Source organism: Planctopirus sp. SH287 (assembly GCF_056500625.1).
Genome location: NZ_CM151403.1, coordinates 1,691,660 through 1,718,514, shown reverse-complemented (window position 1 = coordinate 1,718,514; position 26,855 = coordinate 1,691,660). Strand labels below are relative to the sequence as shown.

Annotated in this window: 17 protein-coding genes; 8 read left to right on the top strand and 9 right to left on the bottom strand. The window is 53.2% G+C overall.

The genetic code is table 11. The features are described from left to right. Positions 1–97: 97 nt before the first annotated feature. Positions 98–4,081 carry a hypothetical protein gene (locus SH287x_RS06540; protein WP_479517777.1) on the top strand — a complete coding sequence of 1,328 codons (3,984 nt, stop codon included), beginning with the start codon at positions 98–100 and terminating at the stop codon, positions 4,079–4,081. 31 nt (positions 4,082–4,112) lie between these two features. On the opposite strand, the gene SH287x_RS06535 is transcribed toward SH287x_RS06540, so the two are convergent. After that, positions 4,113–5,435: an HD-GYP domain-containing protein gene (locus SH287x_RS06535; RefSeq protein ID WP_479517776.1), complete on the bottom strand. Its 1,323-nt coding sequence runs from the start codon at positions 5,433–5,435 to the stop codon at positions 4,113–4,115. 401 nt (positions 5,436–5,836) lie between these two features. Here SH287x_RS06535 and mutL point away from each other — a divergent pair, with 401 nt between their 5' ends. From mutL to SH287x_RS06515, 4 genes are all read left to right on the top strand, one after another. Next, complete coding sequence (mutL, locus tag SH287x_RS06530; RefSeq protein WP_479517775.1) at positions 5,837–7,981, top strand: DNA mismatch repair endonuclease MutL; 2,145 nt, start codon at positions 5,837–5,839, stop codon at positions 7,979–7,981. 63 nt (positions 7,982–8,044) lie between these two features. After that, a complete protein-coding gene (gene aroE, locus SH287x_RS06525; protein ID WP_479517774.1) occupies positions 8,045–9,601 on the top strand; it encodes a shikimate dehydrogenase in 1,557 nt (518 codons plus the stop codon). After that, entirely contained in the window at positions 9,598–10,161 is a 564-nt protein-coding gene (locus tag SH287x_RS06520) for a shikimate kinase (RefSeq protein WP_479517773.1), read from the top strand. Before aroE ends, SH287x_RS06520 begins: the two co-directional genes overlap by 4 nt. Before the next feature lie 253 nt (positions 10,162–10,414). Next, positions 10,415–11,725, top strand: coding sequence for a prepilin peptidase (locus tag SH287x_RS06515; protein ID WP_479517772.1), 1,311 nt, complete (start codon positions 10,415–10,417; stop codon positions 11,723–11,725). Between the two features lie 38 nt (positions 11,726–11,763). Here SH287x_RS06515 and SH287x_RS06510 read toward each other — a convergent pair whose 3' ends face one another. From SH287x_RS06510 to SH287x_RS06500, 3 genes are all read right to left on the bottom strand, one after another. After that, positions 11,764–12,654: a transcription factor gene (locus SH287x_RS06510; protein WP_479517770.1), complete on the bottom strand. Its 891-nt coding sequence runs from the start codon at positions 12,652–12,654 to the stop codon at positions 11,764–11,766. A gap of 165 nt (positions 12,655–12,819) precedes the next feature. Then, positions 12,820–14,088, bottom strand: a complete 1,269-nt coding sequence (locus SH287x_RS06505; protein ID WP_479517769.1) for a GNAT family N-acetyltransferase — start codon at positions 14,086–14,088, stop codon at positions 12,820–12,822. Between the two features lie 149 nt (positions 14,089–14,237). Next, the gene (locus SH287x_RS06500; protein WP_479517768.1) at positions 14,238–16,229 is read right to left on the bottom strand and encodes an AAA family ATPase; all 1,992 of its coding nucleotides are present in this window, start codon (positions 16,227–16,229) and stop codon (positions 14,238–14,240) included. Between the two features lie 426 nt (positions 16,230–16,655). Between SH287x_RS06500 and SH287x_RS06495 the strand changes: the two genes are divergently transcribed. Next, positions 16,656–17,993, top strand: a complete 1,338-nt coding sequence (locus SH287x_RS06495; RefSeq protein WP_479517767.1) for a hypothetical protein — start codon at positions 16,656–16,658, stop codon at positions 17,991–17,993. Between the two features lie 133 nt (positions 17,994–18,126). Here SH287x_RS06495 and SH287x_RS06490 read toward each other — a convergent pair whose 3' ends face one another. Further along, a complete protein-coding gene (locus tag SH287x_RS06490) occupies positions 18,127–18,402 on the bottom strand; it encodes a hypothetical protein (RefSeq protein ID WP_479517766.1) in 276 nt (91 codons plus the stop codon). An 802-nt stretch (positions 18,403–19,204) separates the two neighbouring features. After that, positions 19,205–21,277 carry a sigma 54-interacting transcriptional regulator gene (locus SH287x_RS06485; RefSeq protein ID WP_479517765.1) on the bottom strand — a complete coding sequence of 691 codons (2,073 nt, stop codon included), beginning with the start codon at positions 21,275–21,277 and terminating at the stop codon, positions 19,205–19,207. A gap of 245 nt (positions 21,278–21,522) precedes the next feature. On the opposite strand from SH287x_RS06485, the gene SH287x_RS06480 reads away from it, so the two are divergent. Next, the gene (locus SH287x_RS06480; RefSeq protein ID WP_479517763.1) at positions 21,523–22,824 is read left to right on the top strand and encodes a PQQ-like beta-propeller repeat protein; all 1,302 of its coding nucleotides are present in this window, start codon (positions 21,523–21,525) and stop codon (positions 22,822–22,824) included. Positions 22,825–23,152: 328 nt separating this feature from the next. Then, positions 23,153–23,584, top strand: a complete 432-nt coding sequence (locus SH287x_RS06475; protein WP_479517762.1) for a hypothetical protein — start codon at positions 23,153–23,155, stop codon at positions 23,582–23,584. 142 nt (positions 23,585–23,726) lie between these two features. On the opposite strand, the gene SH287x_RS06470 is transcribed toward SH287x_RS06475, so the two are convergent. The 3 genes from SH287x_RS06470 to SH287x_RS06460 form a co-directional block, all read right to left on the bottom strand. Further along, entirely contained in the window at positions 23,727–24,125 is a 399-nt protein-coding gene (locus SH287x_RS06470) for a hypothetical protein (protein ID WP_479517761.1), read from the bottom strand. A 384-nt stretch (positions 24,126–24,509) separates the two neighbouring features. After that, complete coding sequence (locus SH287x_RS06465; protein ID WP_479517760.1) at positions 24,510–25,640, bottom strand: glycosyltransferase family protein; 1,131 nt, start codon at positions 25,638–25,640, stop codon at positions 24,510–24,512. A 273-nt stretch (positions 25,641–25,913) separates the two neighbouring features. After that, complete coding sequence (locus SH287x_RS06460) at positions 25,914–26,840, bottom strand: cobalamin-binding protein (RefSeq protein WP_479517759.1); 927 nt, start codon at positions 26,838–26,840, stop codon at positions 25,914–25,916. Positions 26,841–26,855 lie beyond the last annotated feature (15 nt).

Genomic DNA, 26,855 nt, shown 5'->3' with positions numbered 1-26,855 from the left:
GTTGTCTATTCTTTGCCATGGAAGTCTTGAACAGGACTGATTTTGCATTCGCAAATGAATTTTGGCTGACGCACTTCGCCCGGCAGGGATCGGCGCATTGAGATCACCTTCGGACAATCAATCTTCAGAAACCGCGCTCCTCGTTCGCGAGATCGCGGGATACCTCAATCTTTCAGGGGGGCGGCCCGATGCGCAGTTCCAGAAACGTCTGGATCAACTGGCGCGTGTGGTTCCTCGCTGGAATGACCAAAGGCAACTTCTCTTAGACACCATGGCCTCGTGTCATGCGTCTCATGAGACGGGATTCGAGAATACTGATCAGGGTGAAGTGGTCGTTACTTTAACGTTTGATCAGGTCTTTCCCGCTTATGTGAATCACCATGCGGATCTCCTGGGACATTTGAAGTCGTCGGACTTTGAATCACCATTCTTTCTTGCTCGCATGTTTGAAGCGGTGCTTCAGCAAGGGGCTCCCTGGAATGAAGACCCGCGGATTATCCATGGTGCGATCACCAAGCTGAATGATTTTCTGGGATACCGCCCGATTGCGGTTCTCGAGAATCGACAAAAGATGGAGCCATATTCGCACGAGCGTTTCCGCCCGCTGCCGCTGTATATCCGTGGGGCAGGTGTCTGTGAATCGCCTTATCGCGAGATCGTAGAGAAGACGATTGAACTCCTTTCGCAAACTCCCCCCGAGATTCTGACTGACGCCTGGTTTCATCTGGAAAACCTGGACGAACTCTCTCTCGACCTGCGTGCCCACGATCATCTTCACCCTGCCAACAAGCGAACCAACTATCTCTTCGGTGAGTGGGATCCTCATCTGATTGACCTCAGTGGCATGTACCGCCGCTTTGTGGTTCGCAAGGTGATTCTTGACTCACTGTTGAAGTGGATGTCTGAACAAAAGAAAGTTCCCAGAGAGGAACTGGTCTACGACGCTGCCGCTGTTCTTTCGGGAACAATTCTGATGGCCTCGGCTATCAGTGGAGCAGGGCCGGAGACCCATGACTCGACTATCACGTTGACATCACTATTGCCACGAGTGGCTCGGCAGCGTGACCGCTTCTATTCCACATTACTGGAATCGGCAGAGGGAGCACGGGCCAAACGACTCCAGCGGCAAGCAAAGATCACGCAACAGCCGTTTGGACATGTCCGGCAATACCTCAATATGTATCTTGCCGAGTATGGGGCACAACAGGTTCAGAGACGCCATCTGGCTTACCTTTTTGCTCGCATGGGATATGCCGAACAAGCCCGGCAACAGGCAGGGATTATCCCGGCTGCCGCCGCCCGGTTTGAGTGCGAAATCCAGTGGCGATTCACCTCTTTCCGAAAGGAAATCGAGAAAGGCGATCTGGATCACGCCTGTCAGTTAATCGACGAGATTGAATTCTACCTGCACCGGGGGATCCGCTGCGGAGCGATCGTTGATCCCTGGAATATCCTGGGTTTCCAGGGTCATTTCCCGTTATTTGCTTCTCGCGAAGATAGTGTTCCTGACCAGCGGGTTGAGCAGCTTCTCAATCTTGTGGAGTTGATTCTGGAAGCCTATGCGATCGCGCTGCAGGATGCTGCTGTCCGTGGGAGAGAAGATCGGCTGTCCGAGCTTAACCGCAAGTTCTCTCGATTTGCAGAATGGTGGGATCGTTTTGGGACACCCACGATTGCCGATCTGCCACTGGTCGCTGGCAAAGAAAGCTATGAATCGGCACTTCATGTGGCGGAAACCCTCGCCGAGTGGCGCACCGCGGGAGAGGCAGCGGGAGATGTGCAGTTCTGGCGTCAGCATGTTGATCGATTTGAGTCATCGAAAGCCTATGCCCAGGTTGTGGAATCGCTGTTGGATCGAAAAGACACAGTGGCTTCGCAGGGGTTGTTGATTCAGTGGCTCAGCCAGGTGGAAGAAGTTGGTCTGGAATCAGGCCCTCATACACTCTTCGGCCTGATGATTGACTGGCTGGAGCTTGCGCTGGATTCGACGTCTCAGCCGCCTCAACCTCAGTGGAAAACCATTCTGAGAATGTTCGACTCGGTGGAGGCCAACGCGGGTGAACTCTGGAATGTCCCACGTTTGACATCCGTGCTGCAAAATGGGCTTGGAAATGATTCTGAGCCACCTGAGGCTGATGAAGATCTGACAGACACGGAAAACACGCTATATGGCGCAGCCTATGATGGCATGGTGTTTCGGGATACAGCGAACGACGGCGGGGAAAGTGATACCGCGGATAGCGGCAGTTCTGAGCCAGGTGAATTTGAAATCATCGAGGCACTGCTTGAGCCACGATTGAAGTTCGCCCGCATGCTGACGCAAATGTGGCAGATTGCCGCCAGTGAATGCACGATGGCGGAAGCCTCGACCCGGATGAAACTTGAACCCGGCGCGGAACGCCCTGCGGCCGTTTTCCCTCCGGAACATGTGGAGGAGTGGCTGAAACAGTGCATTGAACTTCAGCAGCAGCTTAAACTGCTCATGGAAGATCTGGAGAAGCATGGTGTCGTCGAATCCAGCGGCGAGCATGAAGCGAACATCGAGTTCGACATGCAGATACAGACCAAATTCTATCTGCTGCAATCGATCATTCTGATTCAAGTCAGTGCTCAGGTCGCTCAATGGTGCCTGGAGGCGTTGCTGGCAGAGACAACAGGTCATGCGCCTGCCAATGATCGCGACGACCGGTTTATTGTTCAGTCGATTCTGGGAATCCTCCGGCGCGATCCGGCAGAAGTCCGCAAATTACTGCCATCATTACTGAAGGAACTTCAGAAGAGACCTCTGCTTTACATTCCTCTGGAGCATGATGGCGACCCGGGACAGGTACTGACGGCACGCACGGCTCAGGCGATTATCCGCTTCATGCTCTGCCATCTTCCGCGACTGGGATTGCTCAAAGAAACATGGCACCTGCTTCAGGCCGCTCACGACATGGAGCGATCGTCGCGGCCCGCAGGTATGGCTGTGACAGAGTTTGATCGCCTCTTCCGAATTGCACTTCGCAATTCACTGGAAAGCATCATCCATGCGTCACGACAGTGGCAACGCGGCAAGTTTGCCGACGAAGATCTCATTGAAATTGTGGGATCAACTGTCGAACATTATCTCGATCAATGGCTCGATCATAGCGCGACAATGCGGCTCTCGACTGTTGAGTCTCTCAAGCTGGAAGGTGTCTGGGAGCAGACCCGGGACTTCATTAAAAAATATGGCAACGAATTTCTCAATGCGCGGGTTCTGACATTAGGCAACCTGCGAACGATCCTTCATCAAGGGATCGAGAAGTACATTGATTACCTGGAAGAATCGGAAGACCCGCTCAATCCTATTCCTCTTCTGGAAGACTTGAGAACCGAGAAGGTCAACTCGCGCGAAGCCATTGAAACGCTCAAACTGATCTATCAGGTCATCGTTGATCGCTTTGACCGTTTTCTCGAATACAATTCCACAACAACGCAATCTGATTATGGGCAACTGTTCTTTTCTTTGCTCGATTTTCTCCGGTTGGAAACGACCTATGAACGAGACGCCTGGAACCTGCTGCCCGTGGCGATTGCTCATGAAGTCTTGACCCGTCAGGGACGTGAAGAAGCGGCGGAAATCTGGGAAGAAGTCTTTACTGTCAAAACAGAAGATATGTCAGATCGACATCTGGCCGATCTGAAAAAGCTGGAGCGACAGTACGGCATGAGGCTTCCCTCTGTCACCAGTCACTTGCAGGAACGGTTTGTTAAGCCGCTGGCTGTCAACAACATGCTGGGATCAATTCCCCGAGCTGTGGAAGAAGCCCGAAAATCGCCCCCTGAAACGAAGGCGATGGATGCTTTAGTGACCCAGATTGAAGCTTACCTGACAGATTCCGTTGGCTCTGGTCTGGATGTCCCTCATTGGTTACGAGCCTTGGAAGAGGAACTCAACGAAGGCCTGACAGGCGGTGCGTGGACGGGATCCGATGCCGAACCCGAACTGCATCTGCATGGGGTCAATTTCACGTTGAGAGAAATGCGACAGCAACTCAAGACCTGGAAAGCACCGCCCGGCATCCGCAAGAAACCGGATGGAAATGCCGGTGCCTGACCTTCATGAGACTGATGCTGGTTTCCTCTCTTTACCATTCATCTCCGGTGCGGACATCGCTCCATTGTGGTAAGTCATGCGAGAGACTTTTGGTGATCCGGAGTTGAGGTGTCCGTGATAAGTTGATGGTCTCGCGAGTTCCCGGGACATTTTCGCCGAACTGATCGACAATGCGGACGGTGGGTTCTGCAAAGCGTTCCCGGTTGGAAAGCATCACTCGGGCAACGCGTCCATCATTCAACTGCACTGCACTTCCGACAGGAAATAATGAGATCAGGTGCAGCAGGGAACGGACAACCAGAGGATCAAACTGCCCCGCATGCGCCCCTTGCAAGAGATGTTCGATCGCCGCATAAGGCGAGATCCCGGCACGATGAGGGCGGGGCGAGATCAACGCCAGGTAAGTATCCGCCACGGCGGCAATCCGCGATAACGGATGAATCTGGTTACCAGAGCGCTGACGCGGGTACCCCGAACCATCCATGCGTTCATGCATCTGATAGGCGACAAGCTTTGCGCCATGCGTGACGAGGGGATCTTTGCTGAGCAGGTCACAGATATAAATCGGATGCTTCATGATTTCCAACTGACTGCCCGCATTGAGCCGTCGGTCAGAGCGAAGTCTTTGGGCGACTTTGAGCATGCCGGAATCGTGAATCAGGCATCCGAAACTCAGATCCAGTAAGTCTTCTTTCCGATAACCCATGATCGTGGCCATGGCGGTGGCCAGCATGGAGGTCTTCAATCCATGCTGCATCGGATAGCGATCAAGGATGGGTTGTGAACCATTTTCAGCAAACAGATCAAGATCCCGCGTCATCAGAATCAGGTTCTGACGGGCGACTCCGGTAACGGCATTGGAATTGACTTTTCCTTTGGTGCCGATATCGAGAAAAACTTCTTTTAACTGGGCCAGTGACCGCTCCATGCCCTGGTGAAGTTCCTGCACCAGTACCGGCGAGGGATCGACGCCGCTGCGCTGGGAAACATCGTGAATATAAGAATCAGCGTGGACGTTCCATTTTGGCGGTGCAGGAGGCCCTGCTGGTTCAGGCGCCCTGGCGGGTGTTGTTGCTCTCGCTCCGGCACGAAACGATCCACCTAACTTGCCGGGGCCTGAGACATTGTCCAGCTCATTCTTATGGACGTGAACAAACTTGATGCCACGGCGGGCGATCAGGTCGAGAAGCTGTTCGGTGATCTTTGTCCCGGCAGCCAGCAAAAGCGGAGACGCCGGCTTATCGGCATCATAGAGCGGTGAGCGAAGCGTGACGCCAGCTCGCAGGCGATCAATCGCTATAATCTGATAATCAGATCGCAAATTTACGGGGGAAGTATTCGTCGCTGGAACCATACGACAGTAACTTGGTCTCGGTGTGTCGTCGAATTGTGTGTCGTCGAATCGTGGGGTTCATTTTCAAAGCAGATTTCAGGCGTCAACGGGGGCAATCCGTGGCGCCAATGGAACTTTAGCTCATGAAATTCGCGGGGTGAGAAAATCTTGCAATCGTTGGCCATGCGAATCATCACGAAATGCGGATCGCTGGTTACAATGAGGAATCCGAGCGACAATTTTCTTGAGATGACTTTTGGCCTCAGGGGACTTGGCGCAGTCCACGAGTGCCGTGTTACGGCTTTATTTTCGGGTTGTTGTCGCCACAACGTCCTCCGTTGTCGGACTTAACAACAGAAACGACTTGGATTTTGTGCTTTGACAATGCACGAGTCTTAGGGATGAATGGTTCAGGCAGGTTTATGCGACGTATTCAGCAGCTCTCGAACAGTGTCGTCAACAAAATTGCCGCAGGAGAAGTGATCGAGCGTCCCGCCAGCGTGGTGAAAGAGCTAGTGGAAAACAGTATTGATGCGGGGGCCACACGCGTTGAAGTTGATATTGCTGCTGGTGGAAGCGAGCTGATTCGTGTCACGGATGATGGCGGAGGCATCCACGCCGATGACATCACTCTGGCTGTCACAACTCATGCAACCAGCAAGATCGCGACTGCGGAAGATCTTTTTCAGGTCTGCACACTGGGTTTTCGCGGAGAGGCCCTGGCCTCGATTGCAGAAGTGAGCCATCTGCGAATCCGTTCCCGTCAGCCTGAAAGTGAAATCGGCACCGAGCTGGTCGTCAATCTGGGTGAGCGTGGCGATCCCGTTCCTTGCGGTTGTCAGAACGGGACTTGTATCGAGATTCGCCAACTGTTTGCCAACACGCCTGTTCGCAGAAAATTTCTGAAAAGCGCGACGACAGAATTTGGACATATTTCCGAACAGTTCACACGGATCGCGTTGGCGCGGCCTAACGTGCATATGGTTCTCCGTCATAACGAACGCGTGGTCTATGAACTGCCCGCCACTGATGGATTGCTCAGCCGGCTGGAAATGTTCTATGGCAGCGAAATCTCCGAGCAGATGATTTCCATTGAAAACACCGTGGGAACGATGCGTTTATGGGGGTACACAGGGCACCCGGCTCTTAATAAATCGACCCGCAAAATGCAGCATCTCTTTTTGAACGGACGCTGGTTTCAGGATCGTTCCATCCAGCATGCGCTGACAGAAGCCTATCGCGGCCTCATCATGGTTCAGCGGCATCCCGTCTGCTTCCTGTTTCTGGAAGTTGATCCTGCCGATGTTGACGTGAATGTTCATCCCACAAAAATCGAGGTTCGCTTTCAGGACTCTCAGCAAGTTTACCGCTTGCTCCTCTCCTCGTTGCGTCATCGTTTCCTGGGAATGAACCTTGAAAGCAAGTTAAAAGTGCCAGCTGTTTCAGCAGGGACTGCAGAGGGGGCTGTGGCTGAACCCTTCGTCTCTCCCGAAGAACAAAGTCAATTACGGAATGAGTTCTCACAGTGGGCTAAAGCAGAACTCTTTCGGAATGCGGCAAGCAGCGATGTCCCCACAGATCCCTGGGGGGAAGGGGTCGGCCGCCATGAGGGGAATTCTCAATCAGATCATACTTCGGATGACTTGACTGATCACCCGCCTGGCTCCCGGCATCCCCTCTGGTCAGCTCCCGCCTTGCAAAACGATCCTTTGCGTTCCCCTGCCTGGGATGCAGAGAACGATGACGATCAGGAAGGCAGTGCTCTTTCCCCGCCTGAGACTTCGCCCCGAACGGCATTCGCCACGACAATGGTTTCTCGCGAATCATCAATCATGAATCGCAGCCATGATGCCGTGGGGGATCTTGCCGGTTCTCAGACTTTGGGGACTGCCTCACCTTCTGCTGAGATGACTTCAGGGACACTGAGTTCTTCATCCGGAGTGATGCCCACCATCAGCAAGCTGGCCCAGCAACTGGCAGCAGCAGACAACACGTCAAGGGCGATACAGATTCATGACTGTTATCTGGTAGTGGAAACCGCTGAAGGCATGACGGTCATTGATCAGCATGCGCTCCACGAGCGGATTCTCTATGAGGAATTTCGGCGAAGAGTGCATAGCCATGCGATGGAATCACAGCGGCTACTCATTCCCATTCCGATTTCACTGGGGTTTCGAGGGAGCAGCCTGCTGACTGATTGCAGCGAACCTCTGGGGCGGCTGGGTTTTGAAATCTCCGATTTTGGGCAAGGCACCATTCTGCTGTCGGCCTATCCCGCCATGCTGGGAAAACTCGATCAGGAGCAATTGCTGCGTGATCTGGCAGAACAACTGGAGTCATCGTCGCTCGAAAGTGCCCATCGTGATATTCTCGATGAGTTGTTGAACATGATGGCGTGCAAAGCCGCAGTAAAATCGGGTCAAAAGCTGGGCCAGGACGAAATTGACGCGCTGCTGCTCCAACGCCATCTGGTGGACGATGCTCATCATTGCCCACATGGTCGACCAACAGCACTGAATTTGTCGCGAGCCGAACTTGATCGACAATTCGGGCGTCTGGGATCATGAAAACGAGATTTTGAAAACATTGTGTCTTCTGAAACTGACCGTATTTCCTCAGGTGGTTCTATCGTGGCGTCCCAGATCTGTGTTGGCATCGGACGAACCCGTCATCAGATGATGGTGGCGGAACATCAGGCTCTGGCACAAAAAGGTGCCCAGCTGGTTGAGTTGCGGGTGGATTACCTCTCTCGCACGCCCGACATGAAACGGCTTCTGTCAGAGCGCCCGACGCCCACCATCATCACCTGCCGCCGGCTGTCGGATCGTGGCCGCTTTCGTGGAACGGAAGAGGAGCGGCAGACGATCCTGCGAACGGCGATCCTGACTGGTGCGGACTATGTGGATATCGAATACGACATTGCGCCCCAAATCCGCCGGTATGGTGCGACAAAGCGGATTATCAGCCATCATGACTTCGAGCAGACACCCGACGATCTCGAAGACCATTACGCAAAAATGTGCAAGCTTGATCCTGACCTCGTCAAAATTGTGACGATGGCCAACTCGGCTGCCGACTGCGCACGAATGCTGAAACTGGTAGAGAACGCCCAAGTTCCGACCGTTGGCTTCTGTATGGGCGAGAAAGGGATGCTGACCCGTGTGCTTTGCGGGGCCTATGGCTCACCTTTCACCTACGCCACATTCAGTAAAGAGCGGGAACTGGCGCCTGGCCAGTTTTCATTCGATGAGATGCGGAAGATCTTTCGTTACGAAGAGATCACTAGGCAAACGCGATTGCTTGGCGTGCTGGGTGACCCTGTCGCTCATAGCCTCAGTCCGTTGCTCCACAACACGCTGATGCGCAAGGCCAAGTTTGACGGCGTTTATCTTCCGCTGCGCGTCTCATCCTCGGAACTCAACGAAACCCTGGATGCTTATCACCAGTTGGGATTCTCTGGCTACAGTGCCACCATTCCCCACAAAGAGGCCATCCTCGAAAAATACCCGCATTGCGATGACTTTGTCCGTGCCATTGGAGCCGCCAATACAGCCTTCAAAGATGATGGGGGTCATTGGCGTTGCTCCAATACGGACTATCAGGCGGCTCTTGATGCCATTTTGAGTGGCTTAAAGCCGGGCGAAGAATTGTCTGGCAAGCGGGTGATGATCCTTGGGGCAGGGGGAGCCGCCAAGGCGATTGGTATGGCCATGCAGCAGCGGGAAGCTGTGATTGTGGTCTCGAGCAGAACGATGAAACGTGCTCAGGCATTGGCTGAACAGATTGGTGGCCGGGCGGTGACGTGGGAAAATCGGGGAGCGGAGTTTGTCGACATTCTGGTGAACTGCACCCCAGTGGGAATGCATCCCAATGTGAATGAGACACCTTTCCCCATGCATTGGTTACGGGATGACATGCTGGTGTTTGACACGATCTATACTCCTGAGCGTACGCTGCTGATCAAAGAAGCGCGCGACCATGGTTGCCGGACGGTGACGGGGGTGGAGATGTTTGTCCGTCAGGCGACGGCTCAATTCAAGATGTTCACGGGGCTTAAACTGTCACTGGATGATGTCCGAACGATTTTCCGCCGGCTGATTTCCCCCGTCCGTCATGACGATCTTCTCGCTGAACCAGAGGCTGCTGACGGTAACACCACCACTGCCGAACAGGCGGATGCTCCATGATCATTTCTCTCATCGGCTATCGCGGTACCGGGAAAACGTCAGTTGGCCAGCATCTCTCCAGGCTTCTGAATATTCCGTTTATGGATGCCGACAGCCTGCTTCAGGAGCGGGCGGGCGAGACGATTAAAGAGATCTTTGCCCGGGGAGGCGAAGCCGCTTTTCGCCAGTTAGAGACCTCGCTGATCCATGAACTGACCAGCAGCCAGCAACCTGCGGTTCTCTCGACAGGAGGCGGGGTGATCCTGAATCCAGACAATCGGCAAGCGTTGCAGAATGCGGGGCAGGTGGTGTGGCTGCAAGCCTCGCCGGAGGTGATTCGTCAGCGTCTGTTAGATGACCCGATCTCTGCTGCGCAAAGGCCGGCATTACTGGCAGCAGGCTCAGAAACGGGTTCTTCTGCGGCAGGTTCTTCTATCGCTGAGGCGATGCTTCAGGAGATCAAGACCTTATTGCAGGTAAGAACACCGCTCTACCGGGAAACGGCCAGCTTTTCCGTTGAGACCGACCATCGCTCCCCGGAAGAAATTTCACGAGAAATCGTCGCCAGGCTCAATGTGTAAAGAGACTGCCAGACTGTTCTGAATCTCTCCGTTTCTCAAAGTGAGATGATCGATGTCGAGGTTCAGATGCCCCACGATAATGAACTTCCGGTGACGATCGTCACCCAGACGTCCCAAGCGACGCCTGGGTCACCTTGCCAAGTGCCGGGCAAATGAAGATTTGCACAATTGCAACAGGATGCAAGTTACGACAAAGTGTCAGCTTGTCACATTTTATTGTCAGTGCGTGCTTTACTTCACCTCTGGGTGCCCAATGCTTGATCTGCCTCTCTGGTTTATCCTGACGGCGTTGTTCATTCTCGGTTCGGTCGTTGGTAGCTTTCTTAACGTCGCGATCTGGCGCATTCCCCAGCATGAGGACTGGATCCGCTCTCTCAAAGGGGTGGTCTATCCTCCCTCAGCCTGCCCCAAATGCGGCACATTTATCCTTTCCCGCGACAACATTCCCATCATCGGCTGGCTGATGCTGCGTGGTCGTTGCCGAGCCTGTCAGACCCGCATCTCATGGCGATACCCTGCCATCGAGGCGTTGAACGGGATTTTGTGGGTGATCCTCTATCTGGCGATAGTGCCACATGACTGGATCATTGACCCGCTATCCAGTGGCCTCTGGACGCATCTACTTCCCGCAGGAAGTGACACGCTGTCACGAGAGACGATCTTTAATCGTGCGTTATGGCACTATGTCTATTTTCTGGTGCTAGCAGAAGGCTTACTGGTTGCCACGTTTATCGACTTTGACCTGCAAATCATCCCTGATGGCGTCACAGTCCCGATGGCGATCTTCGGGTTGCTGGGAGCAATGATCAGTGGGACAACGGCGCTCTGGCCAATCTGGTTTCATGACCCGGATCTCGTCGGTGCACTCGGGTTGCTCTTTCCTGCGGACTGGTTCAGTTGGTGGGAAAGCTGGAGTGTCCCCTCCTGGATCGAGCACTGGCCAAGACTGCACGCGCTGGCCTTTAGTCTGGCTGGCTTGATTGTGGGAGCAGGAACGGTCTGGTTAGTTCGTGCTCTGGGAAGCTGGGTCTTTGGCCAGGAAGCGATGGGGTTTGGCGATGTGATTCTTGGTGGGGTGATCGGTATCTACATCGGCTGGCAAGCTTCGCTGGTCGTCTTCTTTTTAGCCCCGCTGATCGCTTTGATCGGCGTCGCGGTCAGCTATCCCTTTATTCGCGACCGCACAATTCCCTACGGGCCTTATCTGAGCCTCGCCACACTGGTGGTGATCATTGGCTGGCAGCCGATTATGAACCGGGCCGAGAAGATCTTTGCGCTCGGCCCCCTATTGCCAATGATTGCAGTCATCATGTTCATCATGCTGATTGCTTCACTTTGGCTTGTTCAAGGAGCCAAGCGACTTCTCGGGATCACGGATCCTGCTGAAGAACTTATCTCGGAGTGGAGTAGCGCCGATCAATTGATGTTCTTTTCCAACAGTCGTCCTGAAGCTAACAGCAGCCAGCCAACAGCCGGAATTCCCTGGGATGGTGTGGCCACAGGGCAGGGTCGACTCTATCAGCAAAAATGGCAACCAGGCACCTCGCCCTGGAATCGGTCATAGATCGTCTCTATGGGTGCCTTGGCATGCACTCGACATCACTAAATCATATTCAGCTTACGAGCGACACGGTAATACTGATATTTCGCGGCGTCAAAGAAGGGATACTTGCCGACTTGCGCTGGCTTAAAACCGCGCTGGCGTAGCAACCAGTTAATAGTGTGCACGCCCAACCGACGATCCAGATCTGGTGTCCGGAAAGTGATACTCAATGAGACCGAAACTTCGTCACAGTTCTGCACGAAGTGAGGGTAGGTCACAGGGAAATGAAGTCCATATCCGGGTTCGAGATCAAAGACCCAGGACTTGGAACGATTCTCGTCAGCCAGAGTCATATTGCGAACGCGTCCGCCATAAAATCGTTCAAATTCTTCCTGAGAGATGATCGAGGGATCGTTGCCGTCAAACATATGAACGATCTTACTTCCATGAACCTGGAGCAGAAAATTGTGCTCAGGATCCATGTGATAAGGCGTAATTGATCCAGGCGAAGTCAAAAAGATATAAGCATGAGCTGACCGCATACCGGGAACAATCGCTTCTGATTGTTTACGAACTTCGGCCAGGCAATCATCGAGAATTCTCCCGTAAGCGGGATCGTTCTCGACATGCTTAAGCACCATCCAGGACTTGCATTCCTTAATACGACTGACAGTCTCCGCCACGCTTAATCCATTGCGGGGAGTAAGGTTCGGATCCTGATTGATAGGCAATGTTCCGGCGTTGTACTCGATATCCTTTTCTGGAAGTTCTTGAGCCAATTGCAACAATCGCTCAATATTGAATAACGGATGCCCGGAAAGGCTGTGACGAATGAGAAAAGGCTGCCTATTGAAGCAACGGTCAAACTCGGCGACATCCCATTCCAGCAGCGGTGTGCCATTAGCAGGAACAGATGAAGTTTGTAAAGGTTCAAGAAGTGCTGTGGCCATTGCAAAAAGCCTTCCAAAAGAACGAGGCACTCACTACGAAATATTGAATCACAGAGAAACTTTTTTCATCTCACGACTTGTCGCCAACGCGATGACCACGCTAATCAACCGTGATGCTGACACAACTATTTAATGAGCTGACTTTTAGTTTTAAGGTAACCTGAATTATTCGGGTTTAGACTGATCTGATTTAGGCTGAGATCGTTTGAAGATACGCCGCATGGCACGCAGTCCAAATCGGGCCGCTAATGAGAGATCACCGATTCGCCCATTTGAAATGAACAGTTTTTGTATCAGCCTGCGATCGGGCCAGAGGCGAGAAATCATGAAATGGCCAGGCGCAGCACAGGAGTCGAGCCACTGAAGATCTGATTTCTGATGCGCAGCGCCGATATTTTCAATTTCCAGTTGAACACCCGGAGAGAACTTGGCAAAGCTTTCATCAAAACCTATTTTGAACGTAAACCCTCCGGTTCCCGAGAGAAAATTACATTTAGCGGCTATCGGTCGATCATTAACGAAGAGTCCCAGCATCATCAACTGGCCTCTGGCATGGGCCGACCGGCAGACTTCCCGAAACCATTGACAATCGGCGGGTGAGGCAGAGAGCGAGGTCTGCTCCAGGCCCTTCCATCCACTAGCTTCCAGTTGCAAAAATGTATTGACCCATGGCTCTATATTTTCGCCTGCCATCAGGCTTCGGATTTCAAAGTGACCCTGCTCTGAGAGTCGTCTGCGTTGCCGCCTAAGTTCCTGACGGTGATGAGATGTCGTGGCTTTTTCTAAATAAGCTTCTGCCGACGGCGCCTTGCGAAACAAAGCTCTGCCGTAAAGGTGAGATGTTAATGTCAACGAGGGCTGCTGGCTGAGAGCTTCCAGAAGTGCGTATTGAAACGGGCCTTCCCCATGAATGTGGGGGAGTTCCAGAACATGGGACTGACACTGAGAACTTTTCGACCATTTCAAGACTTCGCTGAGAATCGCGGCTGTATTTTCGCTATGGATGAGCGGAGTACATAAATAGGTATATGCGTGCTGCCATAGCCGATCGTATTGCAGAGGGTGCTTCCATGAACTGGGCCGCTGCTCCCAGGGGATGAGTGCCACAAGGCGTTCAGGTTCACCGGGTTTATGTCCTGACTGCCAGATCAACATGACGCGCCAGGAGGTTTGCCTTGCAAGATGTTCAATCGAAGGCAGCAGAAACCAATGCTCATAAAAGGGGTTGGGTTCGACCGCATGATCCGCCAGTTCACTCCATTGAGGAACAATCTCTTCGAGTCGTTCTTTCTGAGTGGTGAACTCAATGCGGTAATCGCCTTCGCTCACCCGGCGTTTCGTCTTTTGGACGTGTCCATCCGATGCCGGGATCGATGTGACTCCTCCGGCCAAAGGTGGTTTTTCTGAAGTTGGGGCAATCGACGCCGATCCCATACAATCGTCCTCATGGGAATAATGCGTTGGCCCTGGCGGTCTACACCACAGGTTCAACTTGCCAGACATTATTGCCGCATAAGAGAAGGTTAGGTCAGGAACCCCACAAGGCAAGTTGGATGAGGACTCGAGTGGTTTTACGGCGCAGTTTATTCGGAAACTGCTCCCAGCCTGACTAGCTTCAACGACTGTAAAGATAAGGAGTTGCGCGCATCTGGTGAGAGCCGCAATACACAAGGAAGAAAGACGGGACGCGCGGGAGCTTCGCGTGGAATCTCTTCTGAAACAGGGATGCGAGGCGGTGGTACGACCAATTCATGTGCCGGATGGACTAATCGAAGATACAGCCTTCGTGACGAAAAAAGTTCACTGAGAATCGTCGCAAATTCTTTTGAGAATCCCGTCGCCACGAGTACGCCGGCAGGTTGTTTCAGCCTCAGACCATAGTCGCCAGAAACAGGGATCCAGGGAGCGAAGTTTTCTAACAACTTCCCGAACCCTGACTCACCTGCCTGCCTCACCAATTCCACAACGGCCGCTTTAATCTGGCCATGAATGGCCAGTTGTTGCCATGCTTGCAGGGATGCTTCCGGTGGAAGGGGCGCCGTCAGAGAATGCTTGACTTCGGCTTGCCGTTCGTCATCCAGCATACGCACGACGCGATGGTCACTGGTGGCTTTGCGGCAGCGACTTTCGGCCCATTGTCTCAAGGAAAAAATCTGGTCTTCTGCGGTCAATGAGAGAGGAATCAACGAACGGCGAGCGGCCACTAAATCGGTGAACTCCAGCACGCGCCCCTGACTAAAAGACTCAACAATTGCCGAACTGATTAATTGCTCTAATTCAGCACCGCTGTACCCTTCAGTCTGTCGAGCCAGGGATTCCACATCGAACAAGCCGGGATTCCAGTTACGCTTTTGCAAGTGAATTTCCAGTATCCGCTGGCGTTCATCGATGTTGGGCAAATCAATGAAGAAGAGTTCGTCGAAGCGTCCCCGTCGTAATAATTCCGGCGGAAGAGATTGCACTGAATTCGCTGTAGCGACCAGAAACACAGGCCGATCCAGTTCGATAATCCAGGTCAAAAAACTTCCTAAAAGTCGGGCCATGGTGGCATCAGCAGCACCTCCGGCCTGTTGTTCGGCTCCGGCAAATCCTTTTTCAATTTCATCAAGCCACAAGACGGCTGGGGAAATGTTTTCCACCGTTTGTAGCACTTGTCGTAAGTTTTCTTCAGGGCCACCGCGCTGGCCGGTCATTAAGTGGGTGAGATCCAGTCGAACCAGAGGGAACCCCAAAACTCGCGCCGTCACGCGAGCGGACAAGCTTTTTCCGCAACCCTGCACTCCCAGGAGGAAAACACCTTTGGGGGAAGGAATCCCCTGCTCACGCGCGGAAGGTGAGAGCGCCCGTGATCGCTGAGTCAGCCAATCCTTCAGTTGATCCAGTCCGCCAACGTCATTAGCTCCCTCGGCGAGATCGTAGAAGGTCAGAAAATCTGATCCCGCAGCTAACGCTCTCTTCTCGGAAATTAATAAAGAAATGGCTTGTTCGTCCACTTCCGTTCGATCCAGCATCGCCCGGCGAATCGCCATTCGGGCTTCATGGATTGTCAGTCCAGACATCGTTTTGAGCAGCGCATCTTCGTCTTCCTGAGACCATGGGAGGACGTCCTTTTCCTGTGAAGCTTCCTGCTGATACTCCTGAAGAATTGACCTTAATTCTGCTGTTCCAGGGAGTGGCAAGGACATGGTGATTGCCAGTTTCTCAAGATCGATCGGTAATTGTGGATCAGGGTCGATCACGATTAACGTCTGTCGGCGCCCCATCGCCATGACGACGGTCTCGCGAAAATCGCGAGCGGCCTGGGGAGTGCCCAGAAAACGGCCAATACGGCAGATCAACCAGAGAATCCCTTCATCCGCCAGACGCGCCCCCTCAACCCAGGTTTTTGAATCCTCCACGTTTTGCCCGGAAGCGACTTCTGCGATGGATGGCATGCCTGGTTTCGACTCCCATGACTCTTCAAAAGCCATCTGACGAATCAGTTCCAGGCAGCGCTCTTCCTCATGTGTTCGTACGACCAGAAGCGGATAGCCTGCGCGAATCCTGGCGACCAGATTCTCGGTAAAAGTCGACATATTGCCCCCTACGTTCTTCAAATCGCCTAGACCCTCAAAACTTTTGACACCGTGCGATGTGGCTTGCCCCTGGGGTTTGATCGGCGTCGTGCCCGCGGTGTATTGCACTTAAGGACTTATCCAGCCCTATCTCCCAACTCTGACAGTCTCTGCGTCTTTTTTACCGATGGGATGGTTCTGAAATTCGGGAAGATATCCAGATAGCTTCAGCTTCTCTCAAACGGCTGGCAAGACAAAAGCCACCAGAAATCGATCTTGTTAAATTTTCCGAATGGCAATAGTCTCCACGAGTTAGGTTCAGGAAAAGGGTTCTGTTCTATCAGAATGCTTTGTGAACTTGGCGACACTCACCAGTGCTTGTTGCAAAGGGAATTGCCGTGGTGAGCTGAGATTGTTCAGGATGGATTCTGAACGGGAGCGGCCGCAATGATTTTGCGTGCCTGTGGTTGGGCCGCACAGTTCGTAAAAGCAACACTCCTCCTGACAATGGCCGTCTGTGGCGGTGAAGTCGGGTTGCGAGTCTGGGAGATGTACGCGCCGGATCATAGCCCGAAGCCGACCTCTTCGCTGGAAGCATTAACGATCCCGTCTGCCAGGCAATACCTCGAGTTCATTCCACGCAGCGAACGAAAGTGGACGGGACTTAACCAACTGCCAGTTCGATTCCGGACAAACAGCCTGGGGGGACGCGGCGAAGAACCACAAGCCCCCAAGCCTCAAGGAACATTCCGCATTGTCTGGCTGGGGAATCAAACGGTTCTCGGCCCCAATGTTAACGAAAGCATGTCGCCGCCTGAAATTTTGCGTGAGCAACTTCAGGCTCGCACATCGGCAACGATTGAAGTCTTTAACGCTGGCTTTCCAGACAACTGCCCGATGCTGATGGCGATTGAATATGCCAATTCCTGGGCCACGGCTGAAGCTGACCTGATATTAATTCATGTTGACCAATCATCGCTTGAACGGGATCGTCAACTTCGCAGGTACTTGCACACTTCAGTGGAGGGGCGACCTCTCTGTTGCATTCACCCCTCCCTTCAAGCCAGTGGCACCTCACGCGCTGCGACAGATTGGCGGGAGCGATGGAGGCTGATTGACCTGACTTTCGCCTGGACGGCTCATCTCTGGCACGCGCAGACAACTCAGCAGCTTGATGACTCCAGTGCAGCCAAAAAACGACTGAAATCATTCAGCGACCACTCGAACGATCATCTTTCCAACACAGAAACTGAATATTGTTTCAAGCCGATTCTCGCTATTGCGGAATCAGCTCAAAGGCAAGGGGCGCGGGTTGTCATCATCACGTCCCCACACACCAAGCTCGAAGCCAGCGACCAAAAGTTCTCTCAGACAGTGTCGGCCTTTTGCCAGAGAAACCGCTTGCCGCTAGTTAATGTGACCTCTGCATGGGAACTCTCCCCCCACACTGAAGCTCTGGCCACAGAAACCGGCAAAGAACTTTCGATTGAAGGTCTCAGGTTCTATGCAGTGGCTGTTGGTGAAACCCTTCTTCAGAACTGGCCAGGCCCGTGGCAACAGCAGGGGGGGATCGCTTATCCCCGGCCACCAGAACTCTCTCAACGAAGAGTCGAACCGCTCCAGGGCACTCACCAGAACTTGCCAACCTCTGCACAACCAGTGCACTCAGAATCGCATGGCATGAACCAGTCTGGATCTCATACCAGCCCACTTCCTGGCTCAGAAATCCAACCGGCGGGTTTTCAGGAGAGATCACAACTTCCCGCCTGGCCTCATGGGCAATAAAAAAGCCTCGCGTCACAATCGACACGAGGCTTTCTTATCATCGTTGGTCAAAAAGACCTTTGATTAGAAGCAATAAAACTGATCAGAGGCAATAAAGCAGGAGAGATCAACCAGCAAGGCTGATCAAACGGCTTTACGCCTTGGCACCACGAGCCAGCCGGGCCAGCATTTCGGCGGGGCCATGGTCGTAGCAGTCATCGTTGTTCCAAAGTGGAACACCAGCCGAGTAACGAGCAGCAAGCATCAGAACTTTATCTTCTGAACCGGGCTTGGCAGATGTCGGACGAGCTGGATCGATACCGAGCGATTCGAAATCAATTTCGTCGAATTCCCCCTCAAATCCTTCGCCACCTTCATCGCCAAGGGAATCCTCTTCTTCAAACTCGCTCATATCAAAATCACGTGCCATCGTCGAACACTCCTTTCTTCTTAAGTAATCGAATCTTGTCTTCAGATATCTATTTTTGAAATTTACTCTTAACGATCAGGCGGTCATTGATGCTTGTTACGCTTCGCTCGGCTCAATTTCGTGAATCAATTTGTTTTTCACTCCCAAAGCCGCGCCCAAACCAGCTGCAATCACCCCTCCACCCCTTATCCGACCTCACAAAAGCCTGAAGTTCAACATCATCATCAGGACAGATTAGACATCGAACCCGGAAAGGATTCCGCCTCCATCATTATGGACAGAAACGGACGATTTACGGGAACTTCAAAGCACTGACATCACAACAACGACAGCCCATCCGGCTTTGTGAACTGGCTGATGAATGACACGGGCTGCAAGACGCTATTGAAAACAATCAACAAGAGCTTTGACCCACCACATGTCGACTCAACCACCCACCGGCGAAATCACTCCGATCCATCAACACGTATTGGAAACCTCGCGGGCATCATGCCGGCGGATCCATTTGACGCACATCGTTCACTCAAACCGATGTTGTGCAATAGTGCGGGATGCGAAATTAACAGCACCCATCGGCAAACTACTGCGAGCAGCGTCACAAAATTCGTGCGATTTCAAGGCGTAGGCTTCGAGGCAGGACTCCTTACGAACCCCCGTATTGTGCGTTGATCGAAAGATTTGTCAATAATTTTTTCACAAGAACTGCACGCAGTTTCTGCCCCCGACCTGCCTGGCCCGTCATAAAAGCCCAATTTTCAGCAGATCAACGAAATATTTTGGCTTTTTTCTTCAGTCATCTTTTTTAAAAATTCTTTTCTTTAGGCCGCTCCACATCGTACCTCTTGAGCTTGCGATCCAGGGTCGATCGTTCAATGCCAAGAATCTGAGCCGCTTGAGATTTGTTCCAGCCAGTCCATTCCAATGTTGCCAGAATGTGTTGCTGCTCGACGATCTCCAGGGGAAGGGCCTCAAAGGTCTGCCGGGTTGAAATATCCTTGGAAGGCTCGGTTAACTTTGAAACAGCCCCTAGTGCTGACAGGTGCAGATCGGCCTGGCCAACGGCCTCGTGTGGACATAGGATCACGGCTCGCTCAATGGTGTGCTGTAATTCCCGAACATTCCCTGGCCATTCATACTCAATGAGAGCCTGCATCGCCCCGGGGGTGAAGCCCACCATATTGCGTGACATTTTGCGGGCAAAGCGGTTCAGAAAAAAATTGGCAAGGAGCGGGATGTCGGAACGCCGTCGGCGCAAAGGCTCGACAACCAACTCCACAACCTGTAGTCGGAAGTACAGGTCTTGCCGGAATGTGGCTTCGGCAACAGCTTTCTCAAGATCCCGGTTGGTGGCTGCTACAACCCGGACATCAGCATGCACGGGGTCACCACCGCCGACGCGTTCAAAAGGATGCCCTTCGAGAACACGCAGGAATTTGGCCTGAACTCCCGGACTCATTTCCCCGACTTCATCGAGGAAGATTGTCCCCTGGTGGGCCTGCTCAAACTTCCCGAACTTTCTGCCGACCGCGCCGGTAAACGAGCCTTTTTCGTGGCCGAACAATTCACTTTCCAGCAAGCTTTCCGACAGCGCGGCACAGTTCATTGTGATGAAGGGGCCGTTTTTGCGATTGCTGTGAACGTGTATGGCCCTGGCAATCAGTTCTTTACCCGACCCGCTTTCGCCTCGAATCAGCGTGGTGGCATCGGTGGGTGCGATCCGGGCAATGCGGCCTTTGAGTTGCTGCATCGCAGTGCTTTCGCCGATCAAATCCATTTCGCTGCGAAGCTGTTCACGCAGCGTCTGGTTCTCGACTTCAGCCCGCTGTAAGCCCGCCTGCAATTTCTCAACCCGCTGAAGTTGCTCCAGCCCGGCAGCCATCTGATCGGCCACGGCGAGAGTAAATTCCAGATCATCCACTTCAAGCTGTGTCGCGGAATCTGTGGAATAGAGATGAATCAACCCGTAGACTTTTTCCGGAGTCCGCACAGGAGCACAAATCACGCTTTGCGCCTGAATTTCCCCCAGACTGTCCCGGTCGAGAAACCGGGCATCAGAAGCAATATCACGAGCAAGAACGGCTTCTTGTTCATTCAAGACAATTTGCGAGAGATACTCAGAAACAGGGTGGTAGGGCTGATGGTTCTGTGCCCGGTAAGCCACCACTCCCAGTTGGTCTGCTGTGGCCCCTTTTTTGCTATTTCCGGGGGTCGTCAAGAGAATCGCACCGATATTTGCCGCTGTGGCGTTTAACAAGCCCTCCAGGACAATTTCAGCCAACGTCTGCGCGGTGACTGCGGCTCCCATCTCCAATGCCAGTCGGTACAACCGTGAAAGCTCCAGTGACATCTTATCACGAGCCGCGGTATCAACAGGCTGTCGGAAGCGCGACTGCCTTCGTCGATGCAAAATTTCAGGGTTGCTGTCACTTTCGTGACGCTCCCGCATGGCATCTACGGTATCCGACTCCAGAGGTTCATCGACTCCTGCGTCATCATCCCAACGTTGCGAAAGGCTTCCTGCCAGTCCAAAAATGGTGCTTCCAATCTGAAAAGATTGGCCAAAGCGTAATTCCACATCACCAACGATGGGTTCGCCCCGCAGTTTGGTTCCATTCCTGCTGCCACAGTCACGCAAACGCCAGTAGCCAGCATTGAAGAACAGTTCGCAATGATTACGGCTGCATATTTCATCCTGAACCACGACCCGACTCGTTGTGGCGCGGCCGATCGTTGTCACCTGATTGGCTGGAAGACGATAAACGTCTCCGCGCGAGACCCCGGTACGCACCACCAGGTATGCAAGCTCGGCTGTGGGTGAATTCGCCTCTTCTGACATAAACTCAGCAACTTGTGGTAATGCCGCTTTTGGCAGCATGAAGTAAGCAAGCCCGCCTGGATCAAAACCTCCGTGAGACAATCAACGAAGGAATCTTGGTTCCCACTAGAATGGGGCATCTTCCAGTGATCGTCAACGGGAGGGGGTATCACGCTTCTCCCTAAAAGCATAAAAACTGCTTGCAGTTCCTCATATTCCTAGCCATCCTCAGGAAAAAACCATTCACGAGATGAAGCAGGAAATACATGTCCCGCCAGACAATCAGCCAAAAAAAGGACAAATTCATGAATCATCACATGGCTATCAGGAGGCTTCCTCAACCACTGATCTCGTGCTATCTCTGGTTGGCGATGGGGGGGATGGTTTTGTGCAGTCTGCCCCCGTCACCTGCCGCTGCCGAAAACTGGCCTCGCTTTCGTGGGCCAAACGGCTCTGGACACTCTCCTGAAAAAGGGTTCCCGGTCGAATGGGATGCCAAGTCCATCACGTGGAAAAAAGAGATTCCCGGAGTGAGCCATTCGTCTCCTGTGATCTGGGATAATCGCGTCTTCGTGACTTCGGCTGAAGTGCTGCCGGGCAATACACAGACGCGACGCTGGTTGCATGCTGTGAAAACCGACACGGGCGAAATGGCCTGGTCAAAATCAACACTTCTCGGAATCAACGGCAAGCACGCAAAAAGCAGCTTTGCCAACGCCAGCCCTACAACCGATGGCGAACGGGTCTATGCCGTCTGTGCAGATAGCGAGCAATATCTCATCAAGGCGTTTGATTTTGGCGGTAACGAGCTGTGGACGGTCGATCTGGGGCCGTTTGCCTCGCAACATGGCCAGGGGGCCTCGCCGATCCTCTTTGAGAACCAGCTCATTGTGGTGAATGACCAGGATACAACCAGTTTTATCGTGGCACTTGATCGAAAGACGGGCAAAACGCTCTGGAAAATCCCGCGACAGTCACGAGAAACCTCCTATGCAACCCCGACAATTTTTGAACCGACCGGCGGGGGGAACCCGCAACTGATCTGTGTGAATGGCATCTCGGGAGTAACGGCCCTTGATCCCTGGACAGGCGAAACTCAATGGGCCAGCGAACAATTCAAGCAGCGAACGGTGGCCTCGCCGGTGGTTAACGCCAATCGGATCTATGCCGGAGCAGGGCAGGGCGGACGCGGGACAAGCTATTTTGTGATCGATCCTTTTGCCAAACTTGTGGATGGGAAGATCCCTCCTGTTCAAAAGCTGGAGCGAATGCTCCCCTATGTCCCCTGCTGCGTTGTCGAGGGCGACCTGCTTTTTTTGTGGGGCGACGGCGGGGTTGTCAGCTGTTTAGACGCAACCACTGGTAAGGTGCACTGGACGGAACGGGTGGGCGGGAAATTCACAGCCTCACCAATTCTGCTTGAGGGACGACTTTATAACATTGATGAAGCGGGCCGAATCAGTTGTGTCTCTGCCAGCAAGACCTATGAACTGCTGGGCACAACCTCTTTGGGCGAAGAGTCCTATTCGACTTTGGCAGTGGCTCACGGAGCCGTTTACGCCAAGACTTTTACGAAGCTGTTTTGTCTCCCGACTACAAAAAAATAGTGCCGTATCAAGGCTTTGTCTTTGGGTTGAAGTCGCGGGAAGGTTCTTCGTTGCCAGACTTCACCACAGACGAGACCCGAATTTTAGACTTCGACACAGCACATGGTAGAGTTTTGAATACTCAACCATTCTCCGGGTACGGATCAGTCTATTGGCATGGGAACTGCTCTTAATTTTGTGATCGTCTCTTTTTTTTGACATATTGCCCGCACGACAGTTTCCAAAAAGCGAAGGTCAGCATATGCCCGCATGGCCAGGGGGCGCCTGCCCCAGTTGCGGAGAAGACGTCCCAGCGAACCTTGTCCGCTGCCGGAGTTGTCGCCACCTCTTGAACGAAGACCTCCGCCCCGAACAGATCGTGGTGCCGGAATTTGTGCCACTCCCCATTATCGAATCGGTGATTGAATTAAATTTTGAGGGATATTTTGTCCCGTGTCCGGGGTGCAGCAAAGAGCTTCGCATCCACCGCAAATATGTGGGCCATCAAGTCAGTTGCAAGCACTGCCACACGAACTTCTTCTTTGATCTCACCAACCCGAAACTGAGGGATCTCAGTGTTTTCGCGGATTGTCCTCATTGTCAGGAGTCGATGAGATTTGCTCCCAAATACCTGGGAGCCAAAGCGGCTTGCCGGTTCTGTGATGGCCATTTGAAAATCCTGCCAGCTGACTCCTCAATGGCGTCAACAACAGGTCTGAACGGTAGCTCTGGCAATCGTTCGTCAGCCCAGTTTTCCGCGACTTCGCGTCACCAACGATAGTAGCGCCTCACGTCATTAGCAGCGATTCCAAACCGTTGCACGTCCAGAGAAAGCGTGCCTGGGCTTACTATAGATACCTCCTCTATCTTGGTGCTGCATACAGGACTGGCAACATTTGCACAGTCATATGGCAAGCCCCGATTCAGGGGAGAAATGGGTCAGTCGTTGTTTCATTTTGACCGGCTGGCGCGTCATTTTGCGCTGCCGGGGACTTTCCCTGAGCCGAGCGAGGGCTTTCAACCATTTGCCCGGAAGTATCTGGCATGGTGGCGTAAATCCGCCCCTCTTCATCGAACAGCAGGGCGACATTGATGTGCCAGATCACCTCATCCCGCTTCCAGACATCGCAGTAATAGATGGAATCGTTCGCCCCATAATTCCCTTGAATACCAGCTTTGTTCAGACGCTTCAAAACCTCGGCACGTTCAGTACCCACGGGAACCACGCTAAGAACCTCTTGAACCTGCTGACCCGCTGGCCAGGGGCAAGACTGGAACGTGACCTTGCGGTCGTTCTGCCAGGTTGCGCAGGAGGAAGCCATTGCCAGTACGCTCATCAAAAAAGTGAGCCACCAGCCATGATGTCGAGCTGGAAAATGGCACAAGCGCATGGCGTCCCTTTGGGATATCCTGAAAATCACTTCTAAAAATCGGGATCCTCTAAACAGGAGGCCGAAGTTCCAGAAGCTGCGTTGCTGGATAGGCTCCTGATGGAAGCTCCCCGAGATTTGACGCGATGCTTGTACCTTGCATCTTCCCCATGAGTCCAGATCAGTTGGGCACCCTGGCCATGGCTGGCAAATAGATCAGCAAATGGGAACTTCGTGCATTGTTATATGCTCAAAAGCAGGGTTAAACAGGTTGCAAAGTCCGACAACGGAGGACGTTGCGGCCATCAACCCCAAGACAAAGCCGTGACACGGCACTTAGGCCGCTTGCCGGTTCGTGCTTCTTTGAGCTACGACCTTCTGCCAACTGTCACTCACAGAAGGCTGCCTGCTCGCATCGACCCCAAGGTGATCCCGTAAATGGGTTGGCCCGACAAGGGAGTCGGCCACTTGATCAACGGTTGCCGACAACCATCGTCGCAAGGCAAGATTGATTGTGGGCGTCTCATGCCGCCATGCGGCTTCGTAATCCCAGACTTCACACGACTTGGCGATCCCTAATTGCTCAAGCTGCCAGGCATTGACCTGCTGTTCCCATTGGTTCGGCAAGGGAACAACCGTGACAGGCAGCCCTAACAGAAAAGCTTCCACGGGCGTTGTAAAGCCGGCGCTGGTCATCACGGCTCTGGCTCTTTGCAGATCCCGCAGCATTTGCTGACGGCTGGGTGATCGAAAGACAACCCATGGTTGCTCTATCCATTCTGAAGCAGGAAAACCATAGGCAACGACACGTACCCGGGAGGCTGCCGCCCATTCCACCAAGGGAGCTACCGCAGCAAAGTGAGCATATACCAGAAGGTGCCCCGCCTCGCTCCGTCCTGCACTTGATGACGTCGCCAACGACGACAAGTCAGGTCGGATCACAGGAGGGATGCAGCGGTAATTTGTTGGAGCGTAGTGATAGCCATAAAAACGATCCGCCCCAAGTGTGAATAACCGCATGGCGGCTCGGGCCAGACGCGCTTCCCGGGCAATGTGACCGGGAATCTCCAGATCGCGATCCAGCAAAGCCACCTGCCGACTGACAGCCAACACTTCACAACGTGGTGCCAATAACGGGCTGGCAGTGAGGGGTTCAAAATCACTGATGATCAGTTCGGGTTCAAACTCCTGCACAATCCGACGGACAGACATCAGGCTGGCCATTGTCCGGGGTGACTGCACCAGCCAGTCGCGGGCTGTGCGGGAAAAGTCGGTTTTCCCTCGGGTCACCGCATAAGGCATTCCTGCAAAATGACGATGCCATTTGAACTGATAGGGGGCGGGCAGAGGAGGGCCGGAAGAGACCAGACGGACTTCATGACCACGTTCTTCCAACGCGGGAATCAGACTGGCAGCCTTTGAAAGATGCCCCTGTCCTTGCGAATTGGCTCCGTAGAGAATCCGCATGATCGAATGACTCCCTGAAGACACAAGATCCCGGAATCTCGCCTGATTGCCCTGCGGCAAAAACATCAGCAACAATCAAGGCAACTCTCGCTGACAGCTCTCAACCCGTTCTCAACGAATAGAGACTAACGTCATGATATAGGCCATCGACTCAATACCATCAGTGGCTTGAATCGACCTGTTTCAATTGTTGTGATGCGATGCGCCAATATCGGCAATAATCGCCACTCAAGTAGAAGTGTGCTCTCCTGAGTTCACGTAACAGAGGCTTATTCAGTTTGCTCGTAGATACGCGACGCCAGCATGCCCAAACGAGAAAACGTCAGGGTGCAGGATCTCAGCCAGAATCTCGGCTGACTCCACCAGTCGCGGCCCAGGACGATTAAAATACTGATTTCCATCGACAATATAGACTTCGCCAGTCTGCACGGCCCGGAGTTCTTTCCAGCGAGGATGCTCAGCCAGGCAGGGCCATTCCTGCTGAATTCGCGGGATATCAAAACCACAGGGCATGACCAGCACAACATCAGGTTCCGACGCAACCAGTTCGTCCCATGTCATCCAGGGGGAATGCTCACCAGCCACGCCGAACAAATTGTCGCCGCCGGCCATCCTCACCAGTTCTGGCACCCAATTGCCGGCCGCCATGATCGGTTCCATCCATTCGATACAAGCCACACGTGGCTTTCGTTCCAGCGCAGTGGCTTGTCGCTCGATTTCTGCCAGACGCTGCTGTGAGCGAGTAATCAGATCGCGGCCTCGTTCTTCGACACCAGCCGCAATGGCCACACGCTCGATGTCACTCCAGACATCTTTCAGCCAGTTCGGCTCACAAGCCACAATCCGTGGCTGGCTCAACACGACAGCACACATCGCGGCTTCCACATCCTTCAGACTCACGGCACAAACTTCGCATTGAGTCTGCGTGATAATCAACGTGGGGGCCAATTCATTCAACAGGTCTACATCAACGTTATAAACGGATGTAGCACTCCGCAGCACCTCTTTGACTCGTTCATCGATTTCCAGACTTGAACCATGCACATCGAGTTTAGCTGACGAACACATGGGGAGGGGAAGAATACGAGGTGGATAGTCACATTCGTGGGATCGCCCCACCAGTTCATCCGTCAGGCCCAAGCCATCAACAATTTCCGTGGCACTGGCAATCAGTGAGACAATCCGCTCGGGCCGACGCATACTCTCTCCCAGCTA

Excerpts from the sequence above, each read along its gene's own strand:
- SH287x_RS06535 (WP_479517776.1), bottom strand. The coding sequence starts at position 5,435 with ATGGTTCCAGCGACGAATACTTCCCCCGTAAATTTGCGATCTGATTAT.
- mutL (WP_479517775.1), top strand. The coding sequence starts at position 5,837 with ATGCGACGTATTCAGCAGCTCTCGAACAGTGTCGTCAACAAAATTGCC.
- SH287x_RS06520 (WP_479517773.1), top strand. The coding sequence starts at position 9,598 with ATGATCATTTCTCTCATCGGCTATCGCGGTACCGGGAAAACGTCAGTT.
- SH287x_RS06515 (WP_479517772.1), top strand. The coding sequence starts at position 10,415 with ATGCTTGATCTGCCTCTCTGGTTTATCCTGACGGCGTTGTTCATTCTC.
- SH287x_RS06510 (WP_479517770.1), bottom strand. The coding sequence starts at position 12,654 with ATGGCCACAGCACTTCTTGAACCTTTACAAACTTCATCTGTTCCTGCT.
- SH287x_RS06505 (WP_479517769.1), bottom strand. The coding sequence starts at position 14,088 with ATGGGATCGGCGTCGATTGCCCCAACTTCAGAAAAACCACCTTTGGCC.
- SH287x_RS06500 (WP_479517768.1), bottom strand. The coding sequence starts at position 16,229 with ATGTCGACTTTTACCGAGAATCTGGTCGCCAGGATTCGCGCAGGCTAT.
- SH287x_RS06495 (WP_479517767.1), top strand. The coding sequence starts at position 16,656 with ATGATTTTGCGTGCCTGTGGTTGGGCCGCACAGTTCGTAAAAGCAACA.
- SH287x_RS06490 (WP_479517766.1), bottom strand. The coding sequence starts at position 18,402 with ATGGCACGTGATTTTGATATGAGCGAGTTTGAAGAAGAGGATTCCCTT.
- SH287x_RS06485 (WP_479517765.1), bottom strand. The coding sequence starts at position 21,277 with ATGCTGCCAAAAGCGGCATTACCACAAGTTGCTGAGTTTATGTCAGAA.
- SH287x_RS06480 (WP_479517763.1), top strand. The coding sequence starts at position 21,523 with ATGAATCATCACATGGCTATCAGGAGGCTTCCTCAACCACTGATCTCG.
- SH287x_RS06470 (WP_479517761.1), bottom strand. The coding sequence starts at position 24,125 with ATGGCTTCCTCCTGCGCAACCTGGCAGAACGACCGCAAGGTCACGTTC.
- SH287x_RS06465 (WP_479517760.1), bottom strand. The coding sequence starts at position 25,640 with ATGCGGATTCTCTACGGAGCCAATTCGCAAGGACAGGGGCATCTTTCA.
- SH287x_RS06460 (WP_479517759.1), bottom strand. The coding sequence starts at position 26,840 with ATGCGTCGGCCCGAGCGGATTGTCTCACTGATTGCCAGTGCCACGGAA.